This is a genomic window from Halogeometricum pallidum JCM 14848, from assembly GCF_000337095.1.
Lineage (GTDB): Archaea > Halobacteriota > Halobacteria > Halobacteriales > Haloferacaceae > Halogeometricum > Halogeometricum pallidum.
Window position 1 is genome coordinate 197,462 of the sequence record NZ_AOIV01000045.1, and the last position, 22,369, is coordinate 219,830.

27 protein-coding genes are annotated in these 22,369 nt (G+C 68.0%); 13 read left to right on the forward strand and 14 right to left on the reverse strand.

Annotated features, from left to right (window positions below; genetic code table 11):
• Positions 1-48 precede the first annotated feature (48 nt).
• The gene (locus C474_RS20735; RefSeq protein WP_049917228.1) at positions 49-408 is read right to left on the reverse strand and encodes a DUF4112 domain-containing protein; all 360 of its coding nucleotides are present in this window, start codon (positions 406-408) and stop codon (positions 49-51) included.
• A 151-nt stretch (positions 409-559) separates the two neighbouring features.
• Here C474_RS20735 and C474_RS20740 point away from each other — a divergent pair, with 151 nt between their 5' ends.
• The gene (locus C474_RS20740; protein ID WP_008390327.1) at positions 560-877 is read left to right on the forward strand and encodes a hypothetical protein; all 318 of its coding nucleotides are present in this window, start codon (positions 560-562) and stop codon (positions 875-877) included.
• 75 nt (positions 878-952) lie between these two features.
• The gene (locus C474_RS20745; RefSeq protein WP_008390329.1) at positions 953-1,783 is read left to right on the forward strand and encodes a proline dehydrogenase family protein; all 831 of its coding nucleotides are present in this window, start codon (positions 953-955) and stop codon (positions 1,781-1,783) included.
• Between the two features lie 45 nt (positions 1,784-1,828).
• On the opposite strand, the gene C474_RS20750 is transcribed toward C474_RS20745, so the two are convergent.
• Positions 1,829-2,569: a helix-turn-helix domain-containing protein gene (locus tag C474_RS20750; protein WP_008390330.1), complete on the reverse strand. Its 741-nt coding sequence runs from the start codon at positions 2,567-2,569 to the stop codon at positions 1,829-1,831.
• A gap of 150 nt (positions 2,570-2,719) precedes the next feature.
• On the opposite strand from C474_RS20750, the gene C474_RS20755 reads away from it, so the two are divergent.
• A complete protein-coding gene (locus C474_RS20755; protein ID WP_008390331.1) occupies positions 2,720-4,249 on the forward strand; it encodes an aldehyde dehydrogenase family protein in 1,530 nt (509 codons plus the stop codon).
• A gap of 500 nt (positions 4,250-4,749) precedes the next feature.
• On the opposite strand, the gene C474_RS20760 is transcribed toward C474_RS20755, so the two are convergent.
• The 3 genes from C474_RS20760 to C474_RS20770 all read right to left on the reverse strand — a co-directional run bounded on the left by C474_RS20760 (position 4,750) and on the right by C474_RS20770 (position 5,688).
• The gene (locus tag C474_RS20760; protein ID WP_008390332.1) at positions 4,750-5,172 is read right to left on the reverse strand and encodes a CoxG family protein; all 423 of its coding nucleotides are present in this window, start codon (positions 5,170-5,172) and stop codon (positions 4,750-4,752) included.
• A gap of 40 nt (positions 5,173-5,212) precedes the next feature.
• Positions 5,213-5,437 carry a DUF7123 family protein gene (locus C474_RS20765; protein WP_008390333.1) on the reverse strand — a complete coding sequence of 75 codons (225 nt, stop codon included), beginning with the start codon at positions 5,435-5,437 and terminating at the stop codon, positions 5,213-5,215.
• Between the two features lie 68 nt (positions 5,438-5,505).
• Positions 5,506-5,688, reverse strand: a complete 183-nt coding sequence (locus C474_RS20770) for a DUF7525 family protein (RefSeq protein ID WP_008390334.1) — start codon at positions 5,686-5,688, stop codon at positions 5,506-5,508.
• A 129-nt stretch (positions 5,689-5,817) separates the two neighbouring features.
• Between C474_RS20770 and C474_RS20775 the strand changes: the two genes are divergently transcribed.
• Entirely contained in the window at positions 5,818-7,008 is a 1,191-nt protein-coding gene (locus tag C474_RS20775; RefSeq protein WP_008390335.1) for an LEA type 2 family protein, read from the forward strand.
• Between the two features lie 192 nt (positions 7,009-7,200).
• Here the strand turns inward: C474_RS20775 and C474_RS20780 are convergent, their stop codons facing one another.
• From C474_RS20780 to C474_RS20790, 3 genes are all read right to left on the reverse strand, one after another.
• Positions 7,201-8,232: a phosphate signaling complex PhoU family protein gene (locus C474_RS20780; protein WP_008390336.1), complete on the reverse strand. Its 1,032-nt coding sequence runs from the start codon at positions 8,230-8,232 to the stop codon at positions 7,201-7,203.
• Between the two features lie 130 nt (positions 8,233-8,362).
• Positions 8,363-9,439: an ATP-NAD kinase family protein gene (locus C474_RS20785; RefSeq protein WP_008390337.1), complete on the reverse strand. Its 1,077-nt coding sequence runs from the start codon at positions 9,437-9,439 to the stop codon at positions 8,363-8,365.
• A 245-nt stretch (positions 9,440-9,684) separates the two neighbouring features.
• Positions 9,685-10,383, reverse strand: a complete 699-nt coding sequence (locus tag C474_RS20790) for a competence/damage-inducible protein A (RefSeq protein WP_008390339.1) — start codon at positions 10,381-10,383, stop codon at positions 9,685-9,687.
• A gap of 227 nt (positions 10,384-10,610) precedes the next feature.
• Between C474_RS20790 and C474_RS20795 the strand changes: the two genes are divergently transcribed.
• Positions 10,611-11,801, forward strand: coding sequence for a glycerophosphodiester phosphodiesterase (locus C474_RS20795; protein WP_008390341.1), 1,191 nt, complete (start codon positions 10,611-10,613; stop codon positions 11,799-11,801).
• Between the two features lie 6 nt (positions 11,802-11,807).
• On the opposite strand, the gene C474_RS20800 is transcribed toward C474_RS20795, so the two are convergent.
• From C474_RS20800 to C474_RS20810, 3 genes are read right to left on the reverse strand one after another with little or no spacing between them, the layout of a single operon-like run.
• Positions 11,808-12,614 (reverse strand): DUF5803 family protein, encoded by an 807-nt coding sequence (locus tag C474_RS20800; protein WP_008390343.1) that lies wholly within the window; start codon positions 12,612-12,614, stop codon positions 11,808-11,810.
• Between the two features lie 10 nt (positions 12,615-12,624).
• Positions 12,625-13,308, reverse strand: coding sequence for a DUF2110 family protein (locus C474_RS20805; protein ID WP_008390345.1), 684 nt, complete (start codon positions 13,306-13,308; stop codon positions 12,625-12,627).
• Positions 13,308-13,835: a transcription factor TFIIE subunit alpha gene (locus C474_RS20810; RefSeq protein ID WP_008390348.1), complete on the reverse strand. Its 528-nt coding sequence runs from the start codon at positions 13,833-13,835 to the stop codon at positions 13,308-13,310. The genes C474_RS20805 and C474_RS20810 overlap by 1 nt, the downstream gene beginning before the upstream one ends.
• Before the next feature lie 91 nt (positions 13,836-13,926).
• Here C474_RS20810 and C474_RS20815 point away from each other — a divergent pair, with 91 nt between their 5' ends.
• Complete coding sequence (locus C474_RS20815; RefSeq protein ID WP_008390350.1) at positions 13,927-14,286, forward strand: hypothetical protein; 360 nt, start codon at positions 13,927-13,929, stop codon at positions 14,284-14,286.
• A gap of 48 nt (positions 14,287-14,334) precedes the next feature.
• On the opposite strand, the gene C474_RS20820 is transcribed toward C474_RS20815, so the two are convergent.
• Positions 14,335-14,907, reverse strand: a complete 573-nt coding sequence (locus tag C474_RS20820; RefSeq protein WP_008390353.1) for a tRNA (cytidine(56)-2'-O)-methyltransferase — start codon at positions 14,905-14,907, stop codon at positions 14,335-14,337.
• A gap of 114 nt (positions 14,908-15,021) precedes the next feature.
• Between C474_RS20820 and C474_RS20825 the strand changes: the two genes are divergently transcribed.
• The 4 genes from C474_RS20825 to C474_RS20840 all read left to right on the forward strand — a co-directional run bounded on the left by C474_RS20825 (position 15,022) and on the right by C474_RS20840 (position 18,361).
• A complete protein-coding gene (locus C474_RS20825) occupies positions 15,022-15,999 on the forward strand; it encodes an SDR family NAD(P)-dependent oxidoreductase (protein WP_008390355.1) in 978 nt (325 codons plus the stop codon).
• Positions 16,000-16,045: 46 nt separating this feature from the next.
• A complete protein-coding gene (locus C474_RS20830) occupies positions 16,046-16,996 on the forward strand; it encodes an NAD-dependent epimerase/dehydratase family protein (RefSeq protein WP_008390357.1) in 951 nt (316 codons plus the stop codon).
• 93 nt (positions 16,997-17,089) lie between these two features.
• Complete coding sequence (locus C474_RS20835; RefSeq protein WP_008390359.1) at positions 17,090-17,836, forward strand: DUF2797 domain-containing protein; 747 nt, start codon at positions 17,090-17,092, stop codon at positions 17,834-17,836.
• A gap of 48 nt (positions 17,837-17,884) precedes the next feature.
• Positions 17,885-18,361 (forward strand): hypothetical protein, encoded by a 477-nt coding sequence (locus tag C474_RS20840; RefSeq protein ID WP_008390361.1) that lies wholly within the window; start codon positions 17,885-17,887, stop codon positions 18,359-18,361.
• Positions 18,362-18,410: 49 nt separating this feature from the next.
• On the opposite strand, the gene C474_RS20845 is transcribed toward C474_RS20840, so the two are convergent.
• Positions 18,411-19,532, reverse strand: a complete 1,122-nt coding sequence (locus tag C474_RS20845; RefSeq protein ID WP_008390363.1) for a glycosyltransferase — start codon at positions 19,530-19,532, stop codon at positions 18,411-18,413.
• 77 nt (positions 19,533-19,609) lie between these two features.
• Positions 19,610-20,680: a glycosyltransferase family 4 protein gene (locus C474_RS20850; RefSeq protein WP_008390364.1), complete on the reverse strand. Its 1,071-nt coding sequence runs from the start codon at positions 20,678-20,680 to the stop codon at positions 19,610-19,612.
• 121 nt (positions 20,681-20,801) lie between these two features.
• Between C474_RS20850 and C474_RS20855 the strand changes: the two genes are divergently transcribed.
• From C474_RS20855 to C474_RS20865, 3 genes are all read left to right on the forward strand, one after another.
• A complete protein-coding gene (locus tag C474_RS20855) occupies positions 20,802-21,080 on the forward strand; it encodes a ribonuclease P protein component 4 (protein ID WP_008390366.1) in 279 nt (92 codons plus the stop codon).
• 81 nt (positions 21,081-21,161) lie between these two features.
• Positions 21,162-21,410 (forward strand): YhbY family RNA-binding protein, encoded by a 249-nt coding sequence (locus C474_RS20860; protein WP_008390368.1) that lies wholly within the window; start codon positions 21,162-21,164, stop codon positions 21,408-21,410.
• Complete coding sequence (locus C474_RS20865; protein ID WP_008390370.1) at positions 21,407-22,360, forward strand: mechanosensitive ion channel family protein; 954 nt, start codon at positions 21,407-21,409, stop codon at positions 22,358-22,360. The genes C474_RS20860 and C474_RS20865 overlap by 4 nt, the downstream gene beginning before the upstream one ends.
• The last annotated feature ends 9 nt before the right edge of the window (positions 22,361-22,369 follow it).

Genomic DNA, 22,369 nt, shown 5'->3' on the forward strand with positions numbered 1-22,369 from the left:
CGCGAGGTCATCCGCAAACAGTTCTGCACTCCCGGGAAGCCGACCGCGCTATCGGCTTGTGAGGTGCTCTTCGAGCAGTTCCGCGTTCCGGACGTTCGATTTGAAGATGGCGTCGAAGATGTCGCCGAGGACCGGAATCGACCCGATGCCGAAGTCGAGAAGGATGTTGAGCAGCATCTTTCCGATGACGTTCGGTTCGGCGCCGACGCGGACGGCTTCGCCGACCGTGTACATCGAGATGACTGCAGTCACGAGGTCGCCCGACACCGGGGCGAGGCCGACCAGGGCGTCGAGGCCGATGCGTCTGTCCGTGCCCGGAACCGTGACGGCGTCGTCCATCAGATCCGCGAGGAGTCGGACGCGACGGAGTGCGCCCTCTTCCTGCGGAGTGAGTCCTGATTCTGACACGCGCTAAGGTACGGCGTCGGGGAAGGTGTCTCTGGTGGCCGTATACTCATGCACGCCAGCACCGTCCATCGCTCACCCGCTCCCCGTCTGCCGGTCGGCGTATCGTTCCTGAACGAATATACTTTTTATTCGGGGACGTCTGTGACGTGATATGGCTACCCACGCATCGCAGAGTGGCAGCGGCGTCGACCTTCCCGACGCCGTCCCGTTGGACGTCCGGTGTCTGACCCGTCTGAGCTGGGAGTTGGGGTCGCGCGTCGTCGACGACGAGGAGTCGACTCGCGAGAGCGAGTGGACGCACGCGGACGCGCCGTGGCGACTCTCCGTCTTCCGCGTGACGAACCACACGGACGTTCTGCGCGTCCGCACGCCGGTCGGTCGAGAGCGGTTCTACGGGGCCGTCCAGACGGACATCCGCGAGGCGCTACCGGGTCTCGAGGAGTCGGCGCACTGGCGACGGTGCGGGTAGGCCCCCTCCGAATCGAACCGATGGCGTACATGGTCGGGTCGGCCTCTAAGGGACCCCGCACCTACCCATGAGGTAATGATACCACCCGTCGCGGACAACTTCGTCGCCGGAGAGGACGCCGAGACGTTGCTCGATTACGTCGCCGAGACGAACGAGGAGGGCATCGCAGGTATCGCGAACCTCCTCGGCGAGCACTACGACCAGCGACCGGACGCGGCCGCGGACACGGAGGCGTACGTCGAACTCGCCGAACGCATCGACGAACGGGACCTCGACTGCTGCATCTCGGTGAAGCCCTCGCAGGTCGGCCTCGACGTCGGCGCCGACGTGTTCCGTCGAAACCTCGGTCGAATCGTCGAGCACGCGACCGACCGCGACGTCTTCGTCTGGGTGGACATGGAGGACCACGAGACGACGGACGCGACGCTCGACGCCTTCGAGGAGAACGCCCGCGAGTACGGCGACGTGGGCGTCTGCGTGCAGGCGAACCTGCGGCGCACCGGTGAGGACCTGGAGCGACTCGCCGACGTGCCCGGGAAGGTCCGCCTCGTCAAGGGCGCGTACGACGAACCGGACGAGGTGGCCTACCGCGAGAAGTCGACGGTGGACGAGAAGTACCGCGAGTACATCGAGTTCGCCTTCCGGGAGTTCGACGACGGCGTCGCCGTCGGCAGCCACGACATCGGGATGATAAACCACGCCGTCGACTGCCACCGCGAGTACGGGACGCCGTTCGAGGTGCAGATGCTGATGGGCGTCCGCGAGAACGTCCAGCGACGGCTCGTCGGTTCGGTTCCGGTCTACCGGTACGTCCCGTACGGACCGAAGTGGGCCTCCTACTTCGCGCGGCGGGTGCGAGAGAGAAAGGAGAACGCCCTGTTCGCACTGCGCGCCGTCCTCGGCTGAATCGCCGCGTCCGTACGTCCTCGTCCCCGCTCTCCTCTTTTCTCTCTACGCCTCCTCGCCGTCCGGGTCGAGGAGCTTCGACTCGGCCTTCCGCAGGTGCTCGAGCAGCGTCGTCTTCGAGACGCCCGCCTCCGCGGCGAGTTCGCGCGTCGAGACGCCGCGCGGCCACTGGTAGTAGCCCCGCTTTCGCGCGAGTTCGAACACCTCCCGCTGGGTGGACGTCAGCGTCCCGAGTCGTCGCACCCGCTCTGAGTCGACCGTCTCCGAGGAGGCGATGCGCTCGACGGTTATCTCCGCGCCGGACGCCTCGCGAACCGCGTCCAGCGCCGTCCCCACCTCGCCGCGTTCGCCGGTGAAACAGACGTCCCAGTACTCCGTCCCGTCCTCGATTCGCGTCGGTGCGCTGTGGACGAACCCGTGTTCGAGCAGCGTCGGACAGATCATCTCTCGGGGGTCGTACTCCAAGAAGAACTCGCGGGCGACCTGACCGGGGGCGACCCGCGCCGCCGTCCGTCCGAACCGCTCCTGTAGCTCCCTGACCTCGCCGCCGTACTCGGAGGCCTGAATCTCGTCCAACAGCGCCTCCACCTCCGCCGCGGAGTCGCCGTAGGCGGTGAACAGCCCGTTCACCGCGCTCGTCTCGGCCTCCGTCTCGGGCGCGTGGTAGATGGCGTGCGCGAGGATGCCCCCGGAGCGTCTCTTGGTCGACTCTATCGCCCAACACCGCGGGTGCCAGAGGTCGAGAGTCAGACGCGTCCCCGTCTGCGTTGCTCCGCGTGTGCCCATACACCACGCTCTCGCGCTACCCGGTGATATATCGTTCGCTGTTGGTACACGATCCCCTACGGGCGGGACTCGACCGCACGGGGCGGACGACGCTCCGCCGTCCATGGGAGGGAGGCCGATTATTAAGTGACGTTCGAGAATACCTCTTGTATGGCGAATCACGACGAAGTCTACCAACACTACATCGACGGCGAGTGGACCGACGGGACGGGCGAGGAGACGTTCGAGTCGGAGAACCCGGCGACGGGGAAGTCGCTGGGCGAGTTCCGCCGGGGCACACCGGACGACGTTGACACCGCCCTCGCGGCCGCGACCGAGGCCGAAGAAGAGTGGCAGGCGCTCTCGCACATCGACCGCGCGGAGTACCTCTGGGATATCTACCACGAACTGAAAGAGCGCCACCAGGAGTTGGGCGAAGTCGTCACGAAGGAGTGCGGCAAGGAGATAAGCGAGGGGAAGGCCGACGTCACCGAGGCGTGGCACATGGTCGAGTGGGCCGCCGGCGACGCCCGCCACCCGAAGGGCGACGTCGTCCCCTCCGAGATTCCCGCGAAGGACGCCTACATGCGCCGGAAGCCCCGGGGCGTCGTCGGCTGTGTCACCCCGTGGAACTTCCCGGTGGCCATCCCCTTCTGGCACATGGCTGTCAGCCTCGTCGAGGGTAACACCGTCGTCTGGAAGCCCGCCGAGCAGACGCCGTGGTGCGGGCAGATCATCGCGGAGATGTTCGAGGAGGCGGGCATCCCCGACGGCGTGTTCAACATGGTGCAGGGCTTCGGCGACACCGGCGAGGCCATCGTCGACGACGACCGCGTCGACACCGTGCTGTTCACCGGGTCCGCGGAGGTCGGACAGGAGATCGCCTCGAAGGTCGGCGGCCAACCCGGCAAACTCGCCGCCTGCGAGATGGGCGGGAAGAACAACATCGTCGTCACCGAGGAGGCCGACCTCGACATCGCCGTCCACTCGGCGGTCATGTCGTCGTTCAAGACGACCGGGCAGCGCTGTGTCTCCTCGGAGCGACTCGTCGTCCACGAGGACGTCTACGACGAGTTCAAAGAGCGGTTCGTCGAAGTCGCGAAGGACGTCTCGGTCGGCGACCCCCTCGAGGAGGAGACGTTCATGGGTCCGCTCATCGAGGAGGGCCACAAGGAGAAGGTGACCGAGTACAACGAACTCGCGAAGCGAGAGGACGTGAACGTGCTGGTCGACCGAACCGAACTCGACGACGACGAGATTCCCGAGGGCCACGAGGACGGCCACTGGGTCGGCCCGTTCGTCTACGAGGCCGACGCACAGGAGAATCTCCGCTGTACGCACGAGGAGGTGTTCGGCCCCCACGTCGCCCTCCTGAAGTACTCCGGCGACATCGAGACGGCGGTCGACATCCACAACGACACCGACTACGGCCTCGCGGGAGCCATCATCTCCGAGGACTACCGGCAGATAAACTACTTCCGCGACAACGCCGAAATCGGTCTCGCCTACGGCAACCTCCCCTGCATCGGGGCGGAGGTGCACCTGCCGTTCGGCGGCGTGAAGAAGTCGGGTAACGGCTACCCCAGCGCTCGCGAGGTCATCGAGGCCGTCACCGAGCGGACGGCGTGGACGCTGAACAACTCGAAGGACATCCAGATGGCGCAGGGACTCTCGGCGGACATCAAGACCCGCGAGGACTGAACCGGTCGAACCGGCGGTCCGCTTTCGCTCCTCTTTCGTTTCCGTTCCGGACGGTCGCGTGGCTCGAGAGCGTGAAGTACGAACCGCGCGCGGCGTTTCCTCACGCCGCGCAGTGCGGTTCTGAGCGCGCGGTTGAGCGGCGTCGTGATGCGGTCGGCCCCCGCCGGGTTCGAGAGCGTGCCCGCGTGACGCCGCAGCGCGTCGATGCCGTAGCGGACCCCGTTCACTACGGCCGTGGTGCGGCGGGTCGTGCCGACTAGACGAGAAAAGCGTCTGTACGTCGGCAATATCGGCTAAGTGTGGCAAGAGGATAAACCCTCCGGGTGATGCGAAGACGCAGCACACCGGCGGGATGTGCGGCGGCCGGACGGGCGGTGTCGACGACGCGCACCGAGAGAACTGACCCGTACGGTCCCGGACGGACGGAAGACGGTGGAACCGGACGCAAAATCGAACGAGAAGGGGGGGAGAGAGACGAGCGAGCGCCGACAGTCAGGCCGTCACTCTAAATCCGCTCGGAGCGCCGCCTCTAAGTTCTCGAGTTCCCGGTCGAGGTTGCGCTTGAAGAAGCTCTCGACGCCGGGGAGTTTGCCGTCGACGACGAACTCGTTGCGGAGTCGGCTCCCCGTCTCGGTCTTCTCGATGGTGTGCTCGCCGGTGACGCGCATCACCTTCGAGGTGCCGACGAAGCGGACGAACCGGGGCGGGTCGCGCTCGACGTCTTCGGTTTCGACGGTCGCGGTCGAACGCACGAGGGGGATGGGCAGCGAGACGTGCCACGTCGCCTCGTTGGTCTCGGGGTCGACCTCGTAGCTCTCGACGACGCTGATGGCCTCCGCGCGTCGCCCGGGGTCGGCGATGAACTCCCAGACGGCCTCCGGCGGGGCGTCGAACTCGAACGCTCTGCTGACGCGGACGGTCATGTAACTCGGCTACGGGAGGAGAGTAAAAAAGCCACCCGACCTACCCGACGGTGACGCGCCACGTCGTCGACCGGGCGCGGCCCCACTTTTCTATCTCCACGTCCTCGGATTTCTCCGCGAGTCGAGGGAGGCGCGCACCGACCTGCTTGGCGGAGAGGCCGATGGCCTCGGCGATGTTCTTCGCCCGGAAGTATCGCTCGCCCGCGCCGACGCTCTCGCGCAGGTAGGCGACTATCCGCTGTTCTTCGTCGGTGTACTCACTCATTTTCATCGGTGGTAAGGGAGTTCGGCTCTTAACCGTTTTCGTCAGACATTAGTCAACTCTTCGAAATATCACCAGAACGCGTGCGCGCCGACGACGGCCAGACAGGCGGCGATGATGGCGACGGCGAACGAGATCGCCGTCGTGAGTTGGTCGCCCGCGGCGACCATCCACGCGGCGGCGATGACGGTGACGACGGAGAACAGCACCGCAAAGCCGATGCCCTTGTCAGATTGGATATCCTGCGTCTGCATATCTCGGAGTTCGGTGGCTCCGACTTAGTTCATTCGACAGCCTCCGGCACGCCGAACGGGAGATTCCGACGAGGCGATACAAGTAATATAGAGCGATATTTTTTGTATCTGTAACGTCTCTCGTCGTCAATGCTCGGACAGATAGCACCGCTGTTCCTCGGGAGTCGGTTCCGGGTCGTCGGTACCGTGGTCGCGGCCCTCCTCGTCCTGTGCGGCGGGATGGTCGCCGCCGGCGTCGTCGGCGCACCCGCCGTCTCGGGCGTCGAGAACCGCTTCGGAAACGTGACCGAGGAGACGACGGACGTCGAGACGACCATCGAGGTGTCGAACCCCAACCCCCTGGGGGTCGAACTCGGCGGCGTGACCGTCGGTTACGAGGTGTGGATGAACGACGTGCGGATGGCGAGCGGCGAGAAGTCGGGCGTCGCCGTCGGCGCGGGGAACGCCACGGTGAACGCGACGACGGAGATGCGGAACGAGCGCATCGCCCCATGGTGGCGGTCGCACGTCCGCAACGGCGAGCACACCGTCGTCGCCGTCGACCCGACGGTCCGGTCGGCGACGCTCGGCCGCGCGTTCGACGCGCCGAACGTCACGCGCGAGGTGGACACCGACATGCTGTCGCAGTTCAACTCCACGGAGAGGCGGCCGGTGAACGCCGACGCTCCCGTCGTCTCCGACCCGGTGCTCTACGTCGAGGAGACGCGCGCGGAGTGGGGCGCGGTGAACGAGTCGACGACGACGCTCGAACTGGCGTTCGTCGTCCGCAACCCGAAGCCGTACCCGATAACCGTCTCCCGCCTCGGCTACGGCATCGCGATGAACGACGTGACGATGGGGAACGGCACTAGCGAGTCGGGATACGTCGTCCCCGCGAAGTCGACGCGGACGATAGCGACGACGACGCACCTCCGCAACGAGAACCTCGACGAGTGGTGGGTGAGCCACCTCGAACGGAACCAGGTGAGCGACCTGCGGATAGACTTCCACGCCCGCCTCGACGTGGCGGGCGAGACGCTCCGCGTCCCCCTCGACGCCCTGACGTACGAGCAGAGGGTCGAGACGGACCTGTTCGGGACGAAACCGACGGCAACGGAAACGGAGAACGCGACCGGCGACGACTCGGCGGCGTCGACGGCGGAGTCGACTCGAACGGAGACGGAGACGGCGACCCCTGCCGACGGGGACGAGAGCGACGACGGCGGACTCCTCGGCGACGAGGCGACGCCGACCACAGAAACGGCGACGGACGCCGCCGCGGAGGGCGACGACGGTCTGTTCGCCGTCTTCCCTACCAGCGCCGCCGACCGCGTCGGGTAGTCCCGAGGCGCCGGGGTCGGGAACCCGTCGTGAGTCCGGCGCGTCGATAGGTATCCGCACGCTCTTTCGGGGAGGTGGCGGTACGATACGGGAACAGAGGACGACTGCATCTCGTTCGAATCGGAGACGACACCTGCAACCTAGTCGAGACCGACGATACGGCGAGAAAAATTCCCCGTCCCCCGCGGCCGCTCAGCCGATGGTGACGTGATCGGACTCCTCGTTCAGCGCGAGGTTCGCCGCTATCTCCGCGTTCCGCATGGCGTACTGGGCGGTCTGCTGGAGGCTGACGAGCACCTCGCGTATCTGGAGGAGTTGCTCGTTGTCCATCTCGGGCAGGTCGCTGAGGATGTCCTGTTCTTTGTCGCGGATGTCGCGGAACAGTTCGCGGCACTCGACGGTCAGGTCGTAGTCGCGTTCGACCACCGACTGCACCGCCTTGCTGGTTATCTCGTCGACCTGATCCGTGAAATCGCGGATGCGGCGCATCGTCGTCGAGTCCACGTCGAGGGTGTGTCCCTCGGCATCCATCACGATTTCGGCGATGTCCTCGGCGTTGTCGGCGGTCAGTTCGAGGTTCTTCGCCACCGAGCGGTAGCCGATGAGGGGGAAACCGGATTCGAGGCCGACGGCCCGGCAGAGGTTGGGGTTCTGATAGGCCGTAAAGATGAGACGGAGCAGGAGGACGAATATCTTGTTCGCCTGCCGTTCGCGGTTGAGCGCTCGCTGAGCCAAGTCCGCGTTCCCGTGCGCGAGCGCCTTTATGGCCTCCCCTCTCATCGTGCTGCCCGTGTTCTCCAACCGTTCGAGGAGGTTGTCGAGGGTGAAGTCCTCGGGGTCGACCGAACAGCGGATGGCGATGCGTTCGGGCGTCTCCTCGATGACGCCGAGACCCATCAGTTGCGTCTCCGCGCGGTAGACGGCGTTGATGTGTTCGGAGTCGAGGGCCCCCTCGCTCTTCTCGATGTGGATGACCCGCCGGCCGAGCACGTACTGCGCGACGATGGCGCGTTCGAGGGCGTCGGCGTTGAGGGCGTCCGCTCGGATGGTCGCCAGCGCGTCCTCCTGACTCGCCGACTCGGGCAAGACGGTAAGCGTCCCCTTTCCGCCCATCCGGAGGGATACCTCGTCGCCCTTGTTCACGTTGTGCTCCTTCGCCCACTCCGCCGGTAACGTCATGGCCAGCGTCGACGGACCCAGTCGCTGGACCTTACGCGTCTCCATACCACTCCCCTGGTTGGGGATGACCTTAATCCTCACTATATGGCGATTATACGTACACTCAGAAGGGGTACGCATATGATTGGTCATTGCTATCACTAGTCACTGTCAGTAAGAGAGAGGGTATTGAAGATTAGACTATCTCCATCATCCGCCGCTCGAACCGGCCGACGCGGACGCGAGTCCACCCGCGGAGTTCCGCGTCGAGTTCGGGGTCGTCGGTGTCGACGCGCAGTTTCCCGATACCGTCGAGTTTCGACCGCGAGGCGACTATCTCCACCTCGCACCGGCGGATCACGTCGGGCGACAGTTGCGGGTTGCCGCGCCCGAAGACGAACCCCTGCCCGCCGATGGGCGAGACGACGACGACGTTCTCGCCGTCGGGGCCCAAACTATCCAGAATCTCCCGTTCCGCGGCGTCGCGGACGAGCACCTCCCCGTCCCGCCAGACGTCGACGCCGATGGGCGAGCCCTCGAACCCGAGTTCGGCCTTCACCGCGCCGACGGTGCTCCCCGGTCCGAGGACGAACGTCTTCCCGGACGCCGCCCGGATGTCTTCTGCGACGCCAGCGGCGAGTGCGTCCACCGTGCCGCCGCCGAGTTGCTTCGAGGATTGCATGTCGTCGGCGACGGGGACGGACGCGACGGCGCGGAGTTCGGGGTGCACCTCGCCCTCGCGGTAGTCGTCCTCGTCGATGTCCATCACCTCGCGGCGTTCCGTCCGGTCGAACGTCGTCGCCACGACGGCCGCGTCCTCGGGCGAGACGGCGAACACCGACGAGTACACCTTCACGCCCGCGGGCGCGCCCAGCATCGGCACCTTGCCGCCTCCGTCCGCCTCCGCCAGCGCCTCGGCCACGTCCGCGGCGGTGCCGTCGCCCCCGACGAAGAGAACCAGGTCGACGCCCGCGTCGAGGAACGCCCTGACGGCGCGTCCGGTGTCCTCCGCGGTGGTCTCTTCGCCCGACGGGCGGCCCGGCACCTCGGGCGAGAGGCCCGCTTCCCGGGCCGCGGACTCGCCCATCTCGCCGCCCCACGCGAGGACAATCGCGTCAGTGTCCCGAAGCGCCTCGAACATCCGACGCGCCCGGTCGGGGGCGCGCGGGTCGGCGCCGCGGGCGCGCGCCTCCGCGACTTTCCCGTCGGTTCCCTTCAGTCCGACTCGTCCGCCCATCCCCGCGATGGGGTTCACGACGACGCCGATTCGCATAGGCGAGTGGAGCGGAGGCCGGCGCAAAAGCCCGCCGGTCGGCGCGCCGGTCCGGCGGAGGCGGGCGGCGTCGGAACTCGAACGTTTAAGAACGGTCCGCGGTAACAGTCGGGCAATAATGATGTTGCTGCTTCAGGCGAGCGCCGAACCGTTCCCCATTATGGAGACGGGGGCGACGATTCTCATCGTGGGCATTCTGATGACCGTGGGTTGGCTCCTCTATCTGTACCGGTAGCCGCCGCGGCCTACTCCTCCGCCGGGACGACGTCGACGTGTTCGCGAAGCCACGCCGCCGCCTCCTCGACTTCCGTCTCGTCGGTGCCGGAGAGCTTCAGTCGGACGTTCTCGCCGGGGTAGCTCCCGACGGTCACGTCGAACGCCGCCTGCACGTCGCGGAGGCGGTCTAACAGTCCGCTCTCGGGTTCGCTCGTCACCACCGCCCGCGTGAACGTCTCCTCGCCGTCGAACTCCTCGGCGACGAGTTCGAACATCGCCTTCATCTCGTCGGGGACGCCCGGGAGCACGTAGATGCCCTCGACGACGGCGCCGGGCGCGACGCCCTCCTCGTTCGGGAGCATCCGCGCCCGCGCGGGCAGGTGGGCCGTCCCCTCGGCCAGTTCGTCGGCGATGTAGCCGCCGTGCTCTGTCAACCACGCCAGCGCCTCCTCGTGCTCTACCAACTCCCGTCCGACGGCGGCGGCGACGCCGGCCATCGTCAGGTCGTCGTGCGTCGGGCCGAGGCCGCCGGTGACGACGACGGCGTCGTATTCGGCGCGGTACTCGTTGACCACGCGGGCGATGTCCGAGACGCGGTCCGGCACCGTCGTCACGCGTTCGACGCGCGCGCCGCGGGCCGCGAGCCGTTCGCACAGCCACGAGGCGTTCGTGTTCACGGTGTCACCCGCGAGGAGTTCGTCCCCGACGGTGACGACTGCAACTCGCATGGCCGCCCGTAGGCGCAGGCCGGGTAAAAGGGCGCGGCCCGCGGCGAGGGCTACCCGTTCGTCCGACGCGCCATCGACTCGGGGCACCGTCGGCCCCGTACCTGTCGTCTTCGCGGACTCCGGAGCGCTCCCGAGCGCTCCCGTTCGTTCATTCCGACCAATCCGTAACCCACACATACATAATCTTAATATAAACATTTTACCCACCGACGGGAGATTCGAAAACGATGTCATCAGATGAACACGAAGTCGGTCGACGGTCGTTCGTCGCGGGAACCGGTGCGCTGCTCGGCGCGTCGTCGCTCGGCGGAGTCGCCGCGGCGACGCACGAGGACGCGAACGGGACCGAGTCGGAGAACCACGGGAACGAACACTGGTCCGGCGGGCACTCGGAGCCGGAGATAATCGCACACCGCGGATTCGCCGGCGTCTACCCCGAGAACACCCTCGGCGCGTTCGGCCGGGCGACGTGGGGCGACGACGCCGACATGATAGAACTGGATATCATCCCCTCGGCGGACGGCGAGGTCATGGTCATTCACGACCCCGACCTGAGTAGCCGCGACGAGGGGACGCGGGGACTGACGGACCTCGACGGCTACGTCTGGGAGTACACGGCGGACGAACTCCGGGAGGCGGACGTGCTTCAGAGCGGCGAGTCGGTTCCGACGCTCGGCGAGGTGTTCGACCTCATCCCCGACTCCGTCGGCGTCAACATCGAGTTCAAGAACCCGGACACGACCGATACCTACACCTCCCAGAAACTCTCCGAGGAGCGACTCTCCCAGCAGATGGAGGTGTGGCGGCCGATGGCCGAGAAGGCGCTTGATATCGCCGGGAATTACGAGAACGACGTGCTCGTCTCGTCGTTCGCCGAGGCGGCCATCGCCGTCGTCCGCGACATCGACCCCGACGTCCCGGTGGCGTACCTGTTCTGGGACTCCATCGAGACGGGACTGGAAATCACGCGGGAGTACGACTGTGAGGCCATCCACCCGCCGTACAACATGGTCAAGGGGACGCCGTTCTTCGGCGACGAGTACTATCTGTCGGGGCCGTTCGCGGACGTCGACCTCGTGAAGGTCGCCCACGAGGAGGGCCGCGCCGTGAACGTGTGGACCATCGGAACGTGGTATCAAGCCGAACAACTGACCGCCGCCGGCGTCGACGGCCTCATCGCCGACTACCCGAACCTGCTGTGGTCCGGCAACGACGAGATGGAGTGGGACGACCCCGATTCCGGGGACGGCGAGGCAACCGAGACGGGAACGGAAACGAGTACCGAGGCCGAGGCCGAGACAGCCACCGGGACGGAGACGGAAACGGAAACTACGACCGGAACGGCGAACGGAACAGAAATAGAAACGGGGACGACCGCTCCCGCGTCGACGGGCACCGGGACCGACGGCGGGAACTGACTCCCGTCAGCGCATCCCCGGCGGCGGGTCGTCGTCGAACTCGTCGCCCTCGGTGTCGACGTTCAGACCCATCTCCTCGCGCTGTTCCCGCAGCGCCTCTATCTTCTGGCGGTAGTACAGCAGGCCGCCGACGCCGATGAGGGCGAACAGGGCGAACACGCCGCCGAACACGTACAGGTCGCGTTCGAGGAAGAACTGCACGGAGACGGTGTCTGCGTTCTCCCCGATGTTCTGCCACCGCAGGAGGCTCCGGCCGTCGTCGGTGGTCAGACGCTCGTAGCCGCTCGGGTTCGCCTGTCCGATGATGGGTGCGTCGATGCTGCGGTCCGGCGGGAGGACGATTTCGTAGGAACCCCGCACGTACGTCGGCAGCGAGAAGCGCTTCGGCGACCCGCCGCTGGCGAACGCGAGGTGGCCGCCGCTCGTTCCGTTCGGCAGGACGACCGTCGTCACGTCGCGGTTCTGCTGCACCGCGCCGCCGCGGTTCCGAATCTCCGATCCGTTGATGACGGTGCCGTTCGGGTAGCGGTAGCGCACCGACTCGACGGACAGGGGGTTCCGGCCGCCGACGCCGTCGCGCCGGTAGAGCTCTATCTCCGATTGATTCAGCTCGTACACCGCGGTGAACTTCGTGCTCTCCAGAATCTCGATGTGAACCGTCGCGTTCGAATCCCACGCGTAGCCGCCCTCGACGGGCGGTTGCGAGTCGAGACGCTCGGCCGGGACGTCGTTGGAGCCGAACAGGCCGAGACAACCGGACGTGGCGGCCAGGAGGACGAGCGCGGCGAACGCGAGAAGCAGTCGTCGGTTCATTCGTGCGGGCTCAGGTGAGGACGCACTTGAGTTCGGAGGGGAGGTACGTCCCGATGCTGGCGAGGAGTCCCGGCGGGTCCGTCCCCTCGGGGCAGACGATGCTCTGTTCGAGGAGGCCGAGGCGCTCGACGGTGACGATGTCCTCGGCGTGCCCCGCGCGGTTGACCGTCGCGCGGACCTCACCGCGGGTGGCGCTGTTGACGTTCACGCGCCCGCTCCGACGCTCCTCGCGGGTCCATCCGTACAGGCGGTCCCGCGTCTCGTCGGCGAGGCGCGAGCCGTCCTCGTCGTAGACGAACGCCAGCGGCGTGTGCTGGACGATGCCGAAGCGGTCCCGAATCTGCGTCGGCGACCCCGTTCCGAGGCCGAGGTCGTCCGTCGAGATGCGGACGCGGTTCTGAAAGCCGACGTCGAGGACGAACCCGTCTTCGTCCCACTGGTCGAGGGTGCCGACGTACGTCTCGCCCTCGGTCAGGTGCGGGGTCACCTCGCCCCACTCCTCGCCGAGGAGGTTCCGCGCGGCCGTGGCGTCGTCGCCCGTCACGGTGACGGAGACGAAGTCGTCGTCGCGGACGCCGATATCCCACGTCACGTCCAACTCGCCCACGTCGTTGCGGATGAGCGAGTCGAGGCTGTCGAGGGCGCGTTCCCGCGCGTCCCCTTCGACGTAGCACTTTGTGGCGAGAACGACCATTAGTGCGACTTCGCCTCGACGTTCAGTTCGTCCCGCAACTCCTCGATGCGTCGCTCCATCCCCTCGACCATGTCGTCGTTCTCCATCGGTTCCAACGGCGCGCCCGTCTCGGGGCACTGGAAGCCGAGTTCCATCGCCTCGGAGAACTCGAAGCGGATGCCCGCCGGTTCCGAGAGGTAGAACTCGTGGGTCCGCTCGTACTCCAGTCGGTCTTCGAGCGCTTCGAGGAGTCGGTACATCTCCTCTTCGAGGTTCTCCGGGATGTTCTCGTAGTGGAACGTCCACAGGTAGGTGAGCCACCCCGAGTCCTCGTCGCGCACGCGGCGGTACGACGCGAGGTCGTTCTCGTACAGGATGAAGAGCGCTCGGCGAACGTCGTTCAGTTCGAGGCCCAACTCCTCGGCCAACTCCTCGTCGGTGACCTCGCCGTCCGGCGGCGCGGCCGCGACCGGCATCCCCGTCGGTCCTACCAACTCGTGGAGGTACTTCTGGATGACAGGGTCGTTCAGCAGCCCTTCAAAAGCCATTGGGTATCTTTCCGTCGCTAAGCAGTTTAAAAGCACCGAATACGGGGAGGTGCGGGCGAATCTTCATGGCGGTTCCGACCTCGTAGACGGTATGACCGAACTGGTCGACGTGCTCCGGTTCTCCCGCGCCGGCGAACCCGACCGGTACGTGGCGGTGCCGGCCGGCGAGGGGGCGCGCGTCGTCGCGACGCGCGAGCGCGAACGGTGCAGGCGCGTGCGGATTTTGCGGGCGCTGAAGTGGTTCGTCGTCCTCGTTTCGGCCGGGTACGCGGCCGTCGTCGCAGGGCGGGTGGTGCTCGGCCTCTTCGGCGCCGGACTCGTTCACGTCCTCGTCGGCGTCGACATCCTGCGGGCCCGGCGAGCGGTGCCGGAGGTGGTCGCCGCCGACGTGCGCCGGGACGAGGCGAGCGAACGGTACGGCGACGACGCCGCGGCGTCGACCGCCGAGTGACGCCCACGGAACGCCCGAACGGCCGCCGGAAGCGGCGCCGGACTCCGCTTAGGAGTCTCCGTCGGCGTCCGCCGCCGACTCCGCCTCGCTCGGGTCGACGACGCGCTTACCGGTCTCCATCGGAATCACGGTCTGGTCGGCGTCGGACCACTCGCGGTCGAGTTCGCGCCCGTCGAACAGGCGGTCTAAGAACACCGCGAGGCCGGCCACCTCCGAGTGCGGTTGGTTCGTCACGCCGACGTTGAACTCCGCCGCCTCGTACACCTCGAACGGCACCTTCTCGCCGCCGACGACGACGAGCACCGGTTCCTCGCGGTGGACCGCCCGAACCTCCTCTTGGACGTCCTGCACGCGTTCGCCGTACATCGTGAGGTGGACGACGACTCCCTCCCAGCTCCGGATGAAGCCGTTCAGCGCGTCCGTCGTCTCGACCCCGAACGGGCCGCCGAACCGGCCCGTGATGTCCTCGACCGTCTCCTTCGATTGGCCCGCGTTGTCGGGGAAGACGACGCGGTCCGCGCCGAGGGCGCGGGCCGTGAGGCCGACGTGCGTCGTCATCCGGTCGTCGCGCCCCGGTCTGTGGCCGTACCGGAGGACGGCGACCTCGGGTTCTGCATCCATACGCCGAGCGAGTCGGTCCGCGCGCTAAGTCGCTTCGCTTCGGGGCGGCCCGGTTCGGACGACCTCGACCCGACGTGCGCGAGGGTTAACCCGGTCGCGGCCCTCGCTACGGATATGTCCTCGACGCGCGCCGGGACGCCGCGACTCGACGGGCGGACGGCCGTCGTCACCGGCGGAACCGACGGCATCGGCTTCGAGACGGCGCGCCGACTCGCCGCCCGCGGCGCCCGCGTGGTCGTGACCGGTCGCGACCCGGCGAAGGGCGGCCGGGCCGCCGCCGCCCTGCGCGAGGCGGCGACCGGCGACGGCGGCGCCTCGTTCCTCTCGGCCGACTTCGCCTCGCAGGCCGAGGTCAGAGACCTCGCGGCGCGTGTCGACCGGGAGGTGGACCGACTCGACGTCTTCGTGAGCAACGCCGGCGCGTGGTTCGCCGACCCGGAACTGACCGACGACGGCGTCGAGGCGACGTTCGCGGTGAACCACCTCGCACCGTTCCTCCTCGTGAACCTCCTGTCCGACCGCCTGCGCGAGACGGCCGCCGAGGCGGGCGAGGCGCGCGTCGTCGTCGTCTCCTCGGAACTGCACCGAAACGCGCGCATGGAGTTCCGCAAACTCCGCTCGGTCCACGAGGTCACCGGACGCGGCGCGTACGCCCGGTCGAAACTGGCGAACGTGCTGTTCACCTTCGAGGCCGCGGAGCGACTGCGCGGGACGGGCGTGACGGCCAACTGCCTCCACCCCGGGGCGGTGCTGGGCACGTCGCTCTCGCGGGAGTACGGCGGCGCCGTCCGCGCGGCCGTCTCGGTGCTCGACACCCTGCCCGACTCGTTCACCTCGCGGTTCGCCAAGACCGTCTCGGAGGGGGCCGACACCCCCGTCTACCTCGCCGCCTCGCCCGAAGTCGAGGGCGTCACGGGCGAGTACTTCGTCGACCGCGCGGTCGAACGGCCGTCGGCGACGGCGCGGGACGAGCGAACCCGGCGGCGACTCTGGACGGTCAGCGCGGACCTGACCGCCCTCTCGCCCGCCGAGCAGATTCCGCCGCGCCCCGACGACGACGCGGGGACGGCGGGCGGGAACCGCTCGCAGTAGGTGCGGGGACCAGAACGAACTTACTCGCCCGCGAGAGAGCCATCGCATGGATCTCTCAGGGAAGCGAGTCGTCGTCACCGGCGGCGCGGGACTCGTCGGTTCTCACCTCGCGAAGCACCTCCGCGACGACAACGACGTGATCGTCGTCGACGACCTCTCGAAGGGCACGCGCGAACGCGTCCCGGACGGCGTCGAGTTCGTGCGGGCCGACCTGACCGACGCCGACGAGGTGGCCGAGGCCATCACCGAGGACGTGGACGTCGTCTTCCACTTCGCCGCCTACACGGACACGAACTACGCCCACCCCCGGCAACTGTTCGAGGAGAACACCGAGATGACGTACAACGTCCTCGAACGAATGGAGGAGGTCGGCGTCTCGAATCTCGCCTTCACCTCCTCGTCGACGGTGTACGGCGAGGCGCCGCGACCGACGCCCGAGGACTACGCCCCCCTCGAACCCATCAGCGTCTACGGCGCCTCGAAACTCGCCGACGAGGGTCTGCTCTCGACGTACGCCCACTCGAAGGACTTCACCGTCTGGCTGTTCCGCTTCGCCAACATCGTCGGGCCCAAACAGCGGGGGAACGTCATCCCCGACTTCATCGAGAAACTCCTGGAAAATCCCGACGCGCTCACCATCCTCGGCGACGGCCGACAGGAGAAGTCCTACCTCCACGTCGAGGACTGCGTGCGCGCCATCTCCCACGTCGTCGAGAACGCCGAAGCGTCGATGAACACGTACAACCTCGGCACGCGGACGACCACCTCCGTGACCGCCATCGCCGACATCGTCGCCGACGTGATGGACCTCGACCCCGAGTACGAGTACACCGGCGGCGATAGGGGCTGGGAGGGCGACGTGCCGCGGATGCGCCTCTCCGTCGAGAAACTGTCCGCCCTCGGCTGGGAGGCTGACGGGTCCAGCGACGAGGCGGTGCGGCGGGCGGCGCGCGAACTGACCGAGGAACTCCGTGCGGAGTACGGCGACGACGCTTGAACGGCCGCGGTCTCCTCTCGTGAAGCGGGCCGGCGGACCCGCGCGGCGCCCCGAGCGACACGGCTTTTACCGGACCGTCTCCTACCGGACAACGTGCAGTTCGTCGCCTACGACACCTCCGGACCGGGCCTGTACCTCGCCAGCGACGGCGACGTGGAGTACGTCGCCCTCGACCCGGGCACCGATCTCGCCTACACCCTCGGCGAGCGACACTGCGCGGGCGTGACGACCGACGACGGACACGCGGCCTGCGGCAACGACGCCGCGCCGTACTGCCGCGACCACCGGTCGACGTGGGTGTGCGCGAAGTGCACCGGCACCTGCCTCAAAGACGAGATGGACTGCCACGACCCCCACGCCGTCTACCTCGCGGCGTTCGCGCCCGACGTGTTCAAGGTGGGCGTGACGAAGGAGTGGCGACTGGAGACGCGCCTGCGCGAACAGGGCGCCGACCGCGGGGCGCACGTCCGAACCGTCGCCAACGGCCGCATCGCGCGCGAGATAGAGTCCGGACTCGCCGAGGATATCTCCGACCGGATTCGGGTGCCGACGAAGCGCGACGGCCTCCACCTCGCCGTCGACGACGACGCCTGGGAATCGCTCATCGCCGAGTTCGACGTGCTCGACCGCTACGACTTCGACTACGGCCTCCACCTCGACGCCCGACCGGTCGCGGAGACGGTCGCCACCGGGACCGTCCGCGGCGTCAAGGGCCGACTGCTCGTCCTCGACCGCGCGGGGAGCACCTACGCCGTCGACCTCCGGGACCTCGTGGGCCACGAGGTGACCGCGGGGGCGACGACGCGCGACCTGCAGTCGAGTCTCGGCGCGTGGGGCTAATCGTCTCTACCAACAATCCTTTCCAGTCGGACCGAGAAGGGGCTGAATATGCCCGAGAAACCAGACGAACCCGCCGACGACCCGGCGGAGAACGTCGACGAATCGCCGGACGCCGGCGAGAACGGACCCGACGGCGAGGACGACGAAGAGATGTCCTTCCGGGAGCGAGTCGAGGAGATCCGAAAGCGCCGCGAGGAGGAACGCGAGGAGGGCGAGCGACCGGCCCCCGACGACATGATGGGCGGCGGCGAGGGCGGCCCCGGCGGCATGGGCGGCGGCGGCAACCCCTTCGCGCAGATGATGAGCGGTATGATGGGCGGCGGCGGCGGCCCCGGCGGCATGGGCGGCGGCGGCGGTCCGGGCGGTATGGGCGGCGGCCCGCCGGGCGCGGGCGGCCGCGGCGAGTCCGAGTCGGCCGGCAACGAGGAACTCGTCCGCGAGGTGCGACAGCTCCGCGACGAGGTGCGCGACGCGACCCGTCAACTCCAGCGCATCGCGCAGGCCGTCGAAGACATCGACGACTGAGGCAGACGCCTCGAAGAACGGGCGTTCGGTCCGCCCGACGGCCCGACCCTTACCCTTTTTCGGCGACGACCCGCTCGTACAGCGACGCGAGTTCGTCGACGGCGCGGTCGACGCCGAGTTCCTCGCGGCGGGCGAGGCAGGACGCGGACAGCGTCTCGCGTTCGTCGAGCACGCGCCGTATCGTCTTTCGGCAGGCGTCCACGTCGCCGAGCGGGTAGTGATAGCCCGTCACGCCGTCGACGACGGTGTCCGAGAGCGCTCCCTCGTCGACGCCGACGACGGGCGTCCCGCAGGCGTTCGCCTCTAAGGCGACGAGCCCCTGCGTCTCGACGGGACTCGGGAACACGAACGCGTCCAGCACCGAGTAGAACGCCGACAGGTCCTCGCGCGGGAGGAAGCCGAGGAAGCGCGCGTCGAGGCCCAACTCCGTCGCCAGCGACTCCAACTCCCCGCGGGCGGGGCCGTCGCCGCCGACGACCACCGTCGCGTCGACGCCCTCGGCCGCGCGGACGAACTCCCGTAAGTTCTTCTCGAAGCCGTGGCGGCCGGTGTAGCCGACGAGCGTGCCGTCCGGCAGGTCGTACGCCTCGCGGAAGTCGGCGGCCGCGGCGGCGTCGACGGGGGCGAACCGCTCGGTGTCGACGCCGTTCGAGAGGACGGTCAGGTCCCCTTCGACGCCCACTTCGTCTCGGAGGTGGTCGCGCGCGTCCGTGCTGGGGCAGAGGACGGCGTCGGCGCGGCCGAAGAACCACCGCTCGTAGCGCTCCGAGAGCGACTCGATTCCGCGCTCGAACGGCTCCCGGGAGGTGAGGTAGTCGGCGTACTCGCCGGTCGGCGTGTGGTAGGAGACGACGAACGGGCGGTCCTCGCGCCGGGCGAGGCGGAGTCCCGAGAGACCGAGTGCGAACGGGGTGTGCGCGTGGACCACGTCCACGTCCTCGACGCGATTCGGCACGCGCGGGACGCCGAGGCGGAACCCGTCGTAGAAGGGAAACGAGACGCTGCGGACGGGGTACTCGCCGTCCGTCGGGACGTAGTCGTCGGTGCCGGGGTACACCACGTCCATCCGGCCGCCGCGCTCTCGCCAGCGGTCCCGCCACGTCTGCACGGTGTAGGAGACGCCGTTGACGGTGGGGAGATACGTGTCCGTGAACGCTGCGACCGACTGCATTCGTTTGTCGTGTGCGGGCGGACCTGTAAACGGTTGTGACTTCGGCCCGCGGGGACTCGCTCGGCGGCGGCGCCCCGTCACTCCGGCACCCGACCGTCGAGCAGCGCCTCGTAGGTCGCTTCGAGCCGCTCGCCGACGCGGTCCAGACCGTGTTCCGCGGCCGTCGCCCGCGCGTTCTCGCCGAGTCGACGCCGGAGCGCCGGGTTCCGTTCGAGCAGTTCCAGTGCCCGACGGAACTCCGCGCGGGTCGAACACTTCAGGCAGTCCTCGCCGTGCGTGTAGAACTCCTCGAAGACGGGGATGTCGCGGAGCACGACGGCCTTCCCGCAGGCCATCGCTTCGAGGACGGCGATGCCCTGGTTCTCGTTTTTCGTCGGGAACAGGTAGACGTCGCCCGCGCCGAACGCCCCGCGGATGTCGTCTACCCACCCGGTGAACGTGACGTTCTCCGGGGGGTCAGACACCCAGCGCCGGACCGTCTTCGAGGCGTGCGGGCCGGTGTCGTACGGTCCGAACCACGCGAAGTCGTACTCGGTCTCCGCGGCGAGTTCGCAGAACGTCGTCAGCCCCTTCCGCTCGAAGACGTTGCCGACGGCGAAGACGACCATCCCCCCCAGGTCGTACCGCTCGCGGTACTCCCCGCGCAGGTCCTCGAACCCGGCCAGCGCGTCGACGTCGACGCCGTTCGTCATCGAGCGAATCGGCGCGTCGACGGGGTACGATTCGAGCACCGACCGCGTGTACTCGGAGGGGCAGAGCACGAGGTCCGCCTGCGAGTAGAACCACCGCAGGTAGCGCCCGAGCGCGGGTGCGACGGCGCTCGACCCCCGGAAGGACTCCGCGAAGTCCTCGCGCGTGACGTGCGTGTGCAGGACGAGCGGAATCCCCTCGGCCGTCGCGTGCCGGGCGACGGCGACGGTGCCGGGGCCGATGAGGTTGCAGTGGGCGACGTCGAAGTCGGCGAACGCGCCGCGGCCCGTCGCCGCCGACAGCGTCGCCCGGGGGAGACTCCCGCCGCGCCACGGGGAGGTGACGACCTCCACGTCGGTGCGCGAGAGGGCGGCGCGCTGCTGTCTCGCCGCGGTGCCGATACCGCTGCGCTCCAGTTGCGATTCGAGTTCGAGGTAGTTCAGCGCGCGGAGACTCACGGTGGCGCCCGAGTTTCGCCGCCGGCGGTTTGACGCTACCGACTCGCGGGCACGCCCGCGGCGCCGACCGCGCCGCGCGCGGTTCGGAACGTCTTTCCGGACCCGCCCCGCCCCTCCGGGCATGAACATCGCGGAGGAGCGTATCGACCGCCTGCACGGCCTCGCGCGAGAGGCCGCGGCCGACGGCGAGTTCGACCGCTCGCGGGAGTACGTCCGCCTCGCGCGCCGCCTCGCCGAGCGGAACCGGTGCGGGCTCCCGAAGGGGCTCCAGCGGTCGGCCTGCGACGCCTGCGACGTCTACCTCCGACCCGGACGGAACGCGCGCGTCCGAGTACACCGGGGGCGCGTCGTCGTCCGCTGTCACGACTGCGGCGCGACGAAGCGCCACCCGGTCGACTGAGCGACCGTTCGGGTCCGGTCGCCCCTCTCCCGTCGGTGCGGACCATCAACGTTCAAATCGTTCGACCTGATAGAGTGTCGTATGGGTAATCAAGACCTCCGAAAGGAGGCGCACGATCTCGACGTGACCGTCTGGGTCGGCAAGAGCGGAATCGGCGCCGTCGAAGAGGAGCTATCGGACCAACTGCGGGAGCGGAACCTCGTGAAGCTGAAGTTCCTCCGGTCGGCGCGCGGGGGGACGACGGTGGAGGAACTGACCGAGGAACTCGCGGCGCGCGTGGACGCGGACGTCGTCGAAACGAGAGGTAACACCGGCGTCGTTCACAGATGAGCGCCGGGGCGGTCGGCGTCCTGCAGACCGCGGAGATGGGGCTGTACGAATTCATCGGCGGAGTCCTCCAGAGCCTCGGCATCCCCAACGGGGTGGCCGAACCGCTCACGCGGGCCATCGCCTTCCTCGTCGCCTTCCTCGTCGTCTACCTCCTCGGCCGAGTCTTCCTCTTTCCCATCGTCAACCGGGTGATGGACTCGCGGGAACTCGAAGCGCACGCGCAGAAGCCCCTCCGACGGCTGCTCAGCGTGGTTATCGTCTTCATCGCCGTCACCGTCGCGTTCGGCGCCGCGAGGCTCCCGAACTTCCTGCAGTCGCTCGCGACCATCGCCGCGGCGGCGACGCTCGCCATCGGGTTCGCCATGCAGGACGTGCTGCAGAACTTCGTCGCCGGGGTGTTCATCTACACCGACAGGCCGTTCCGCATCGGCGATTGGATCGAGTGGGAGAGTCACTCCGGCATCGTCGAGGACATCAGCTTCCGCGTCACCCGCGTCCGGACGTTCGACAACGAACTGCTCACCGTGCCGAACTCCCAACTCACCGACGGCGTCATCAAGAACCCCGTCGCCAAGGACACGCTACGCCTGCAGGTGCCGTTCGGCATCGGCTACGACGACGACATCGAGGCCGCGACCGAAGTCATCGTCGCGGAGGCGGAGTCCCATTCGGACATCCTCGACGACCCCGCGCCGTCGGTCCGTCTGACGGAACTGGGCGACTCCTCCGTCGTCCTCACGTCGCGCTTCTGGATATCGAATCCGAGCCGCGCCGACTTCGTGAAGACGAAAGCGGAGTACGTCAAGCGCGTCAAACAGGGGTTCGACGAGCGGGGTATCGACATCCCGTACCCGAACCGGACGCTCGGCGGCGAACTCACGATGTCCGGTCTGCGAGAGGTATCGGAGCCGTCCGGACAGTCGGAATCCGCCGGGTCGGTCAGCGACTGACGCGAACTT

Coding starts and splice junctions, on each gene's coding strand:
- C474_RS20845 (WP_008390363.1), bottom strand. CDS start 19,532: ATGCAGTCGGTCGCAGCGTTCACGGACACGTATCTCCCCACCGTCAAC.
- C474_RS20775 (WP_008390335.1), top strand. CDS start 5,818: ATGCTCGGACAGATAGCACCGCTGTTCCTCGGGAGTCGGTTCCGGGTC.
- C474_RS20790 (WP_008390339.1), bottom strand. CDS start 10,383: ATGCGAGTTGCAGTCGTCACCGTCGGGGACGAACTCCTCGCGGGTGAC.
- C474_RS20800 (WP_008390343.1), bottom strand. CDS start 12,614: ATGAACCGACGACTGCTTCTCGCGTTCGCCGCGCTCGTCCTCCTGGCC.
- C474_RS20810 (WP_008390348.1), bottom strand. CDS start 13,835: ATGGCTTTTGAAGGGCTGCTGAACGACCCTGTCATCCAGAAGTACCTC.
- C474_RS20795 (WP_008390341.1), top strand. CDS start 10,611: ATGTCATCAGATGAACACGAAGTCGGTCGACGGTCGTTCGTCGCGGGA.
- C474_RS20865 (WP_008390370.1), top strand. CDS start 21,407: ATGAGCGCCGGGGCGGTCGGCGTCCTGCAGACCGCGGAGATGGGGCTG.
- C474_RS20840 (WP_008390361.1), top strand. CDS start 17,885: ATGCCCGAGAAACCAGACGAACCCGCCGACGACCCGGCGGAGAACGTC.
- C474_RS20765 (WP_008390333.1), bottom strand. CDS start 5,437: ATGAGTGAGTACACCGACGAAGAACAGCGGATAGTCGCCTACCTGCGC.
- C474_RS20805 (WP_008390345.1), bottom strand. CDS start 13,308: ATGGTCGTTCTCGCCACAAAGTGCTACGTCGAAGGGGACGCGCGGGAA.
- C474_RS20745 (WP_008390329.1), top strand. CDS start 953: ATGATACCACCCGTCGCGGACAACTTCGTCGCCGGAGAGGACGCCGAG.
- C474_RS20750 (WP_008390330.1), bottom strand. CDS start 2,569: ATGGGCACACGCGGAGCAACGCAGACGGGGACGCGTCTGACTCTCGAC.
- C474_RS20855 (WP_008390366.1), top strand. CDS start 20,802: ATGAACATCGCGGAGGAGCGTATCGACCGCCTGCACGGCCTCGCGCGA.
- C474_RS20760 (WP_008390332.1), bottom strand. CDS start 5,172: ATGACCGTCCGCGTCAGCAGAGCGTTCGAGTTCGACGCCCCGCCGGAG.
- C474_RS20830 (WP_008390357.1), top strand. CDS start 16,046: ATGGATCTCTCAGGGAAGCGAGTCGTCGTCACCGGCGGCGCGGGACTC.
- C474_RS20755 (WP_008390331.1), top strand. CDS start 2,720: ATGGCGAATCACGACGAAGTCTACCAACACTACATCGACGGCGAGTGG.
- C474_RS20780 (WP_008390336.1), bottom strand. CDS start 8,232: ATGGAGACGCGTAAGGTCCAGCGACTGGGTCCGTCGACGCTGGCCATG.
- C474_RS20815 (WP_008390350.1), top strand. CDS start 13,927: ATGACCGAACTGGTCGACGTGCTCCGGTTCTCCCGCGCCGGCGAACCC.
- C474_RS20825 (WP_008390355.1), top strand. CDS start 15,022: ATGTCCTCGACGCGCGCCGGGACGCCGCGACTCGACGGGCGGACGGCC.
- C474_RS20770 (WP_008390334.1), bottom strand. CDS start 5,688: ATGCAGACGCAGGATATCCAATCTGACAAGGGCATCGGCTTTGCGGTG.
- C474_RS20785 (WP_008390337.1), bottom strand. CDS start 9,439: ATGCGAATCGGCGTCGTCGTGAACCCCATCGCGGGGATGGGCGGACGA.
- C474_RS20860 (WP_008390368.1), top strand. CDS start 21,162: ATGGGTAATCAAGACCTCCGAAAGGAGGCGCACGATCTCGACGTGACC.
- C474_RS20820 (WP_008390353.1), bottom strand. CDS start 14,907: ATGGATGCAGAACCCGAGGTCGCCGTCCTCCGGTACGGCCACAGACCG.
- C474_RS20740 (WP_008390327.1), top strand. CDS start 560: ATGGCTACCCACGCATCGCAGAGTGGCAGCGGCGTCGACCTTCCCGAC.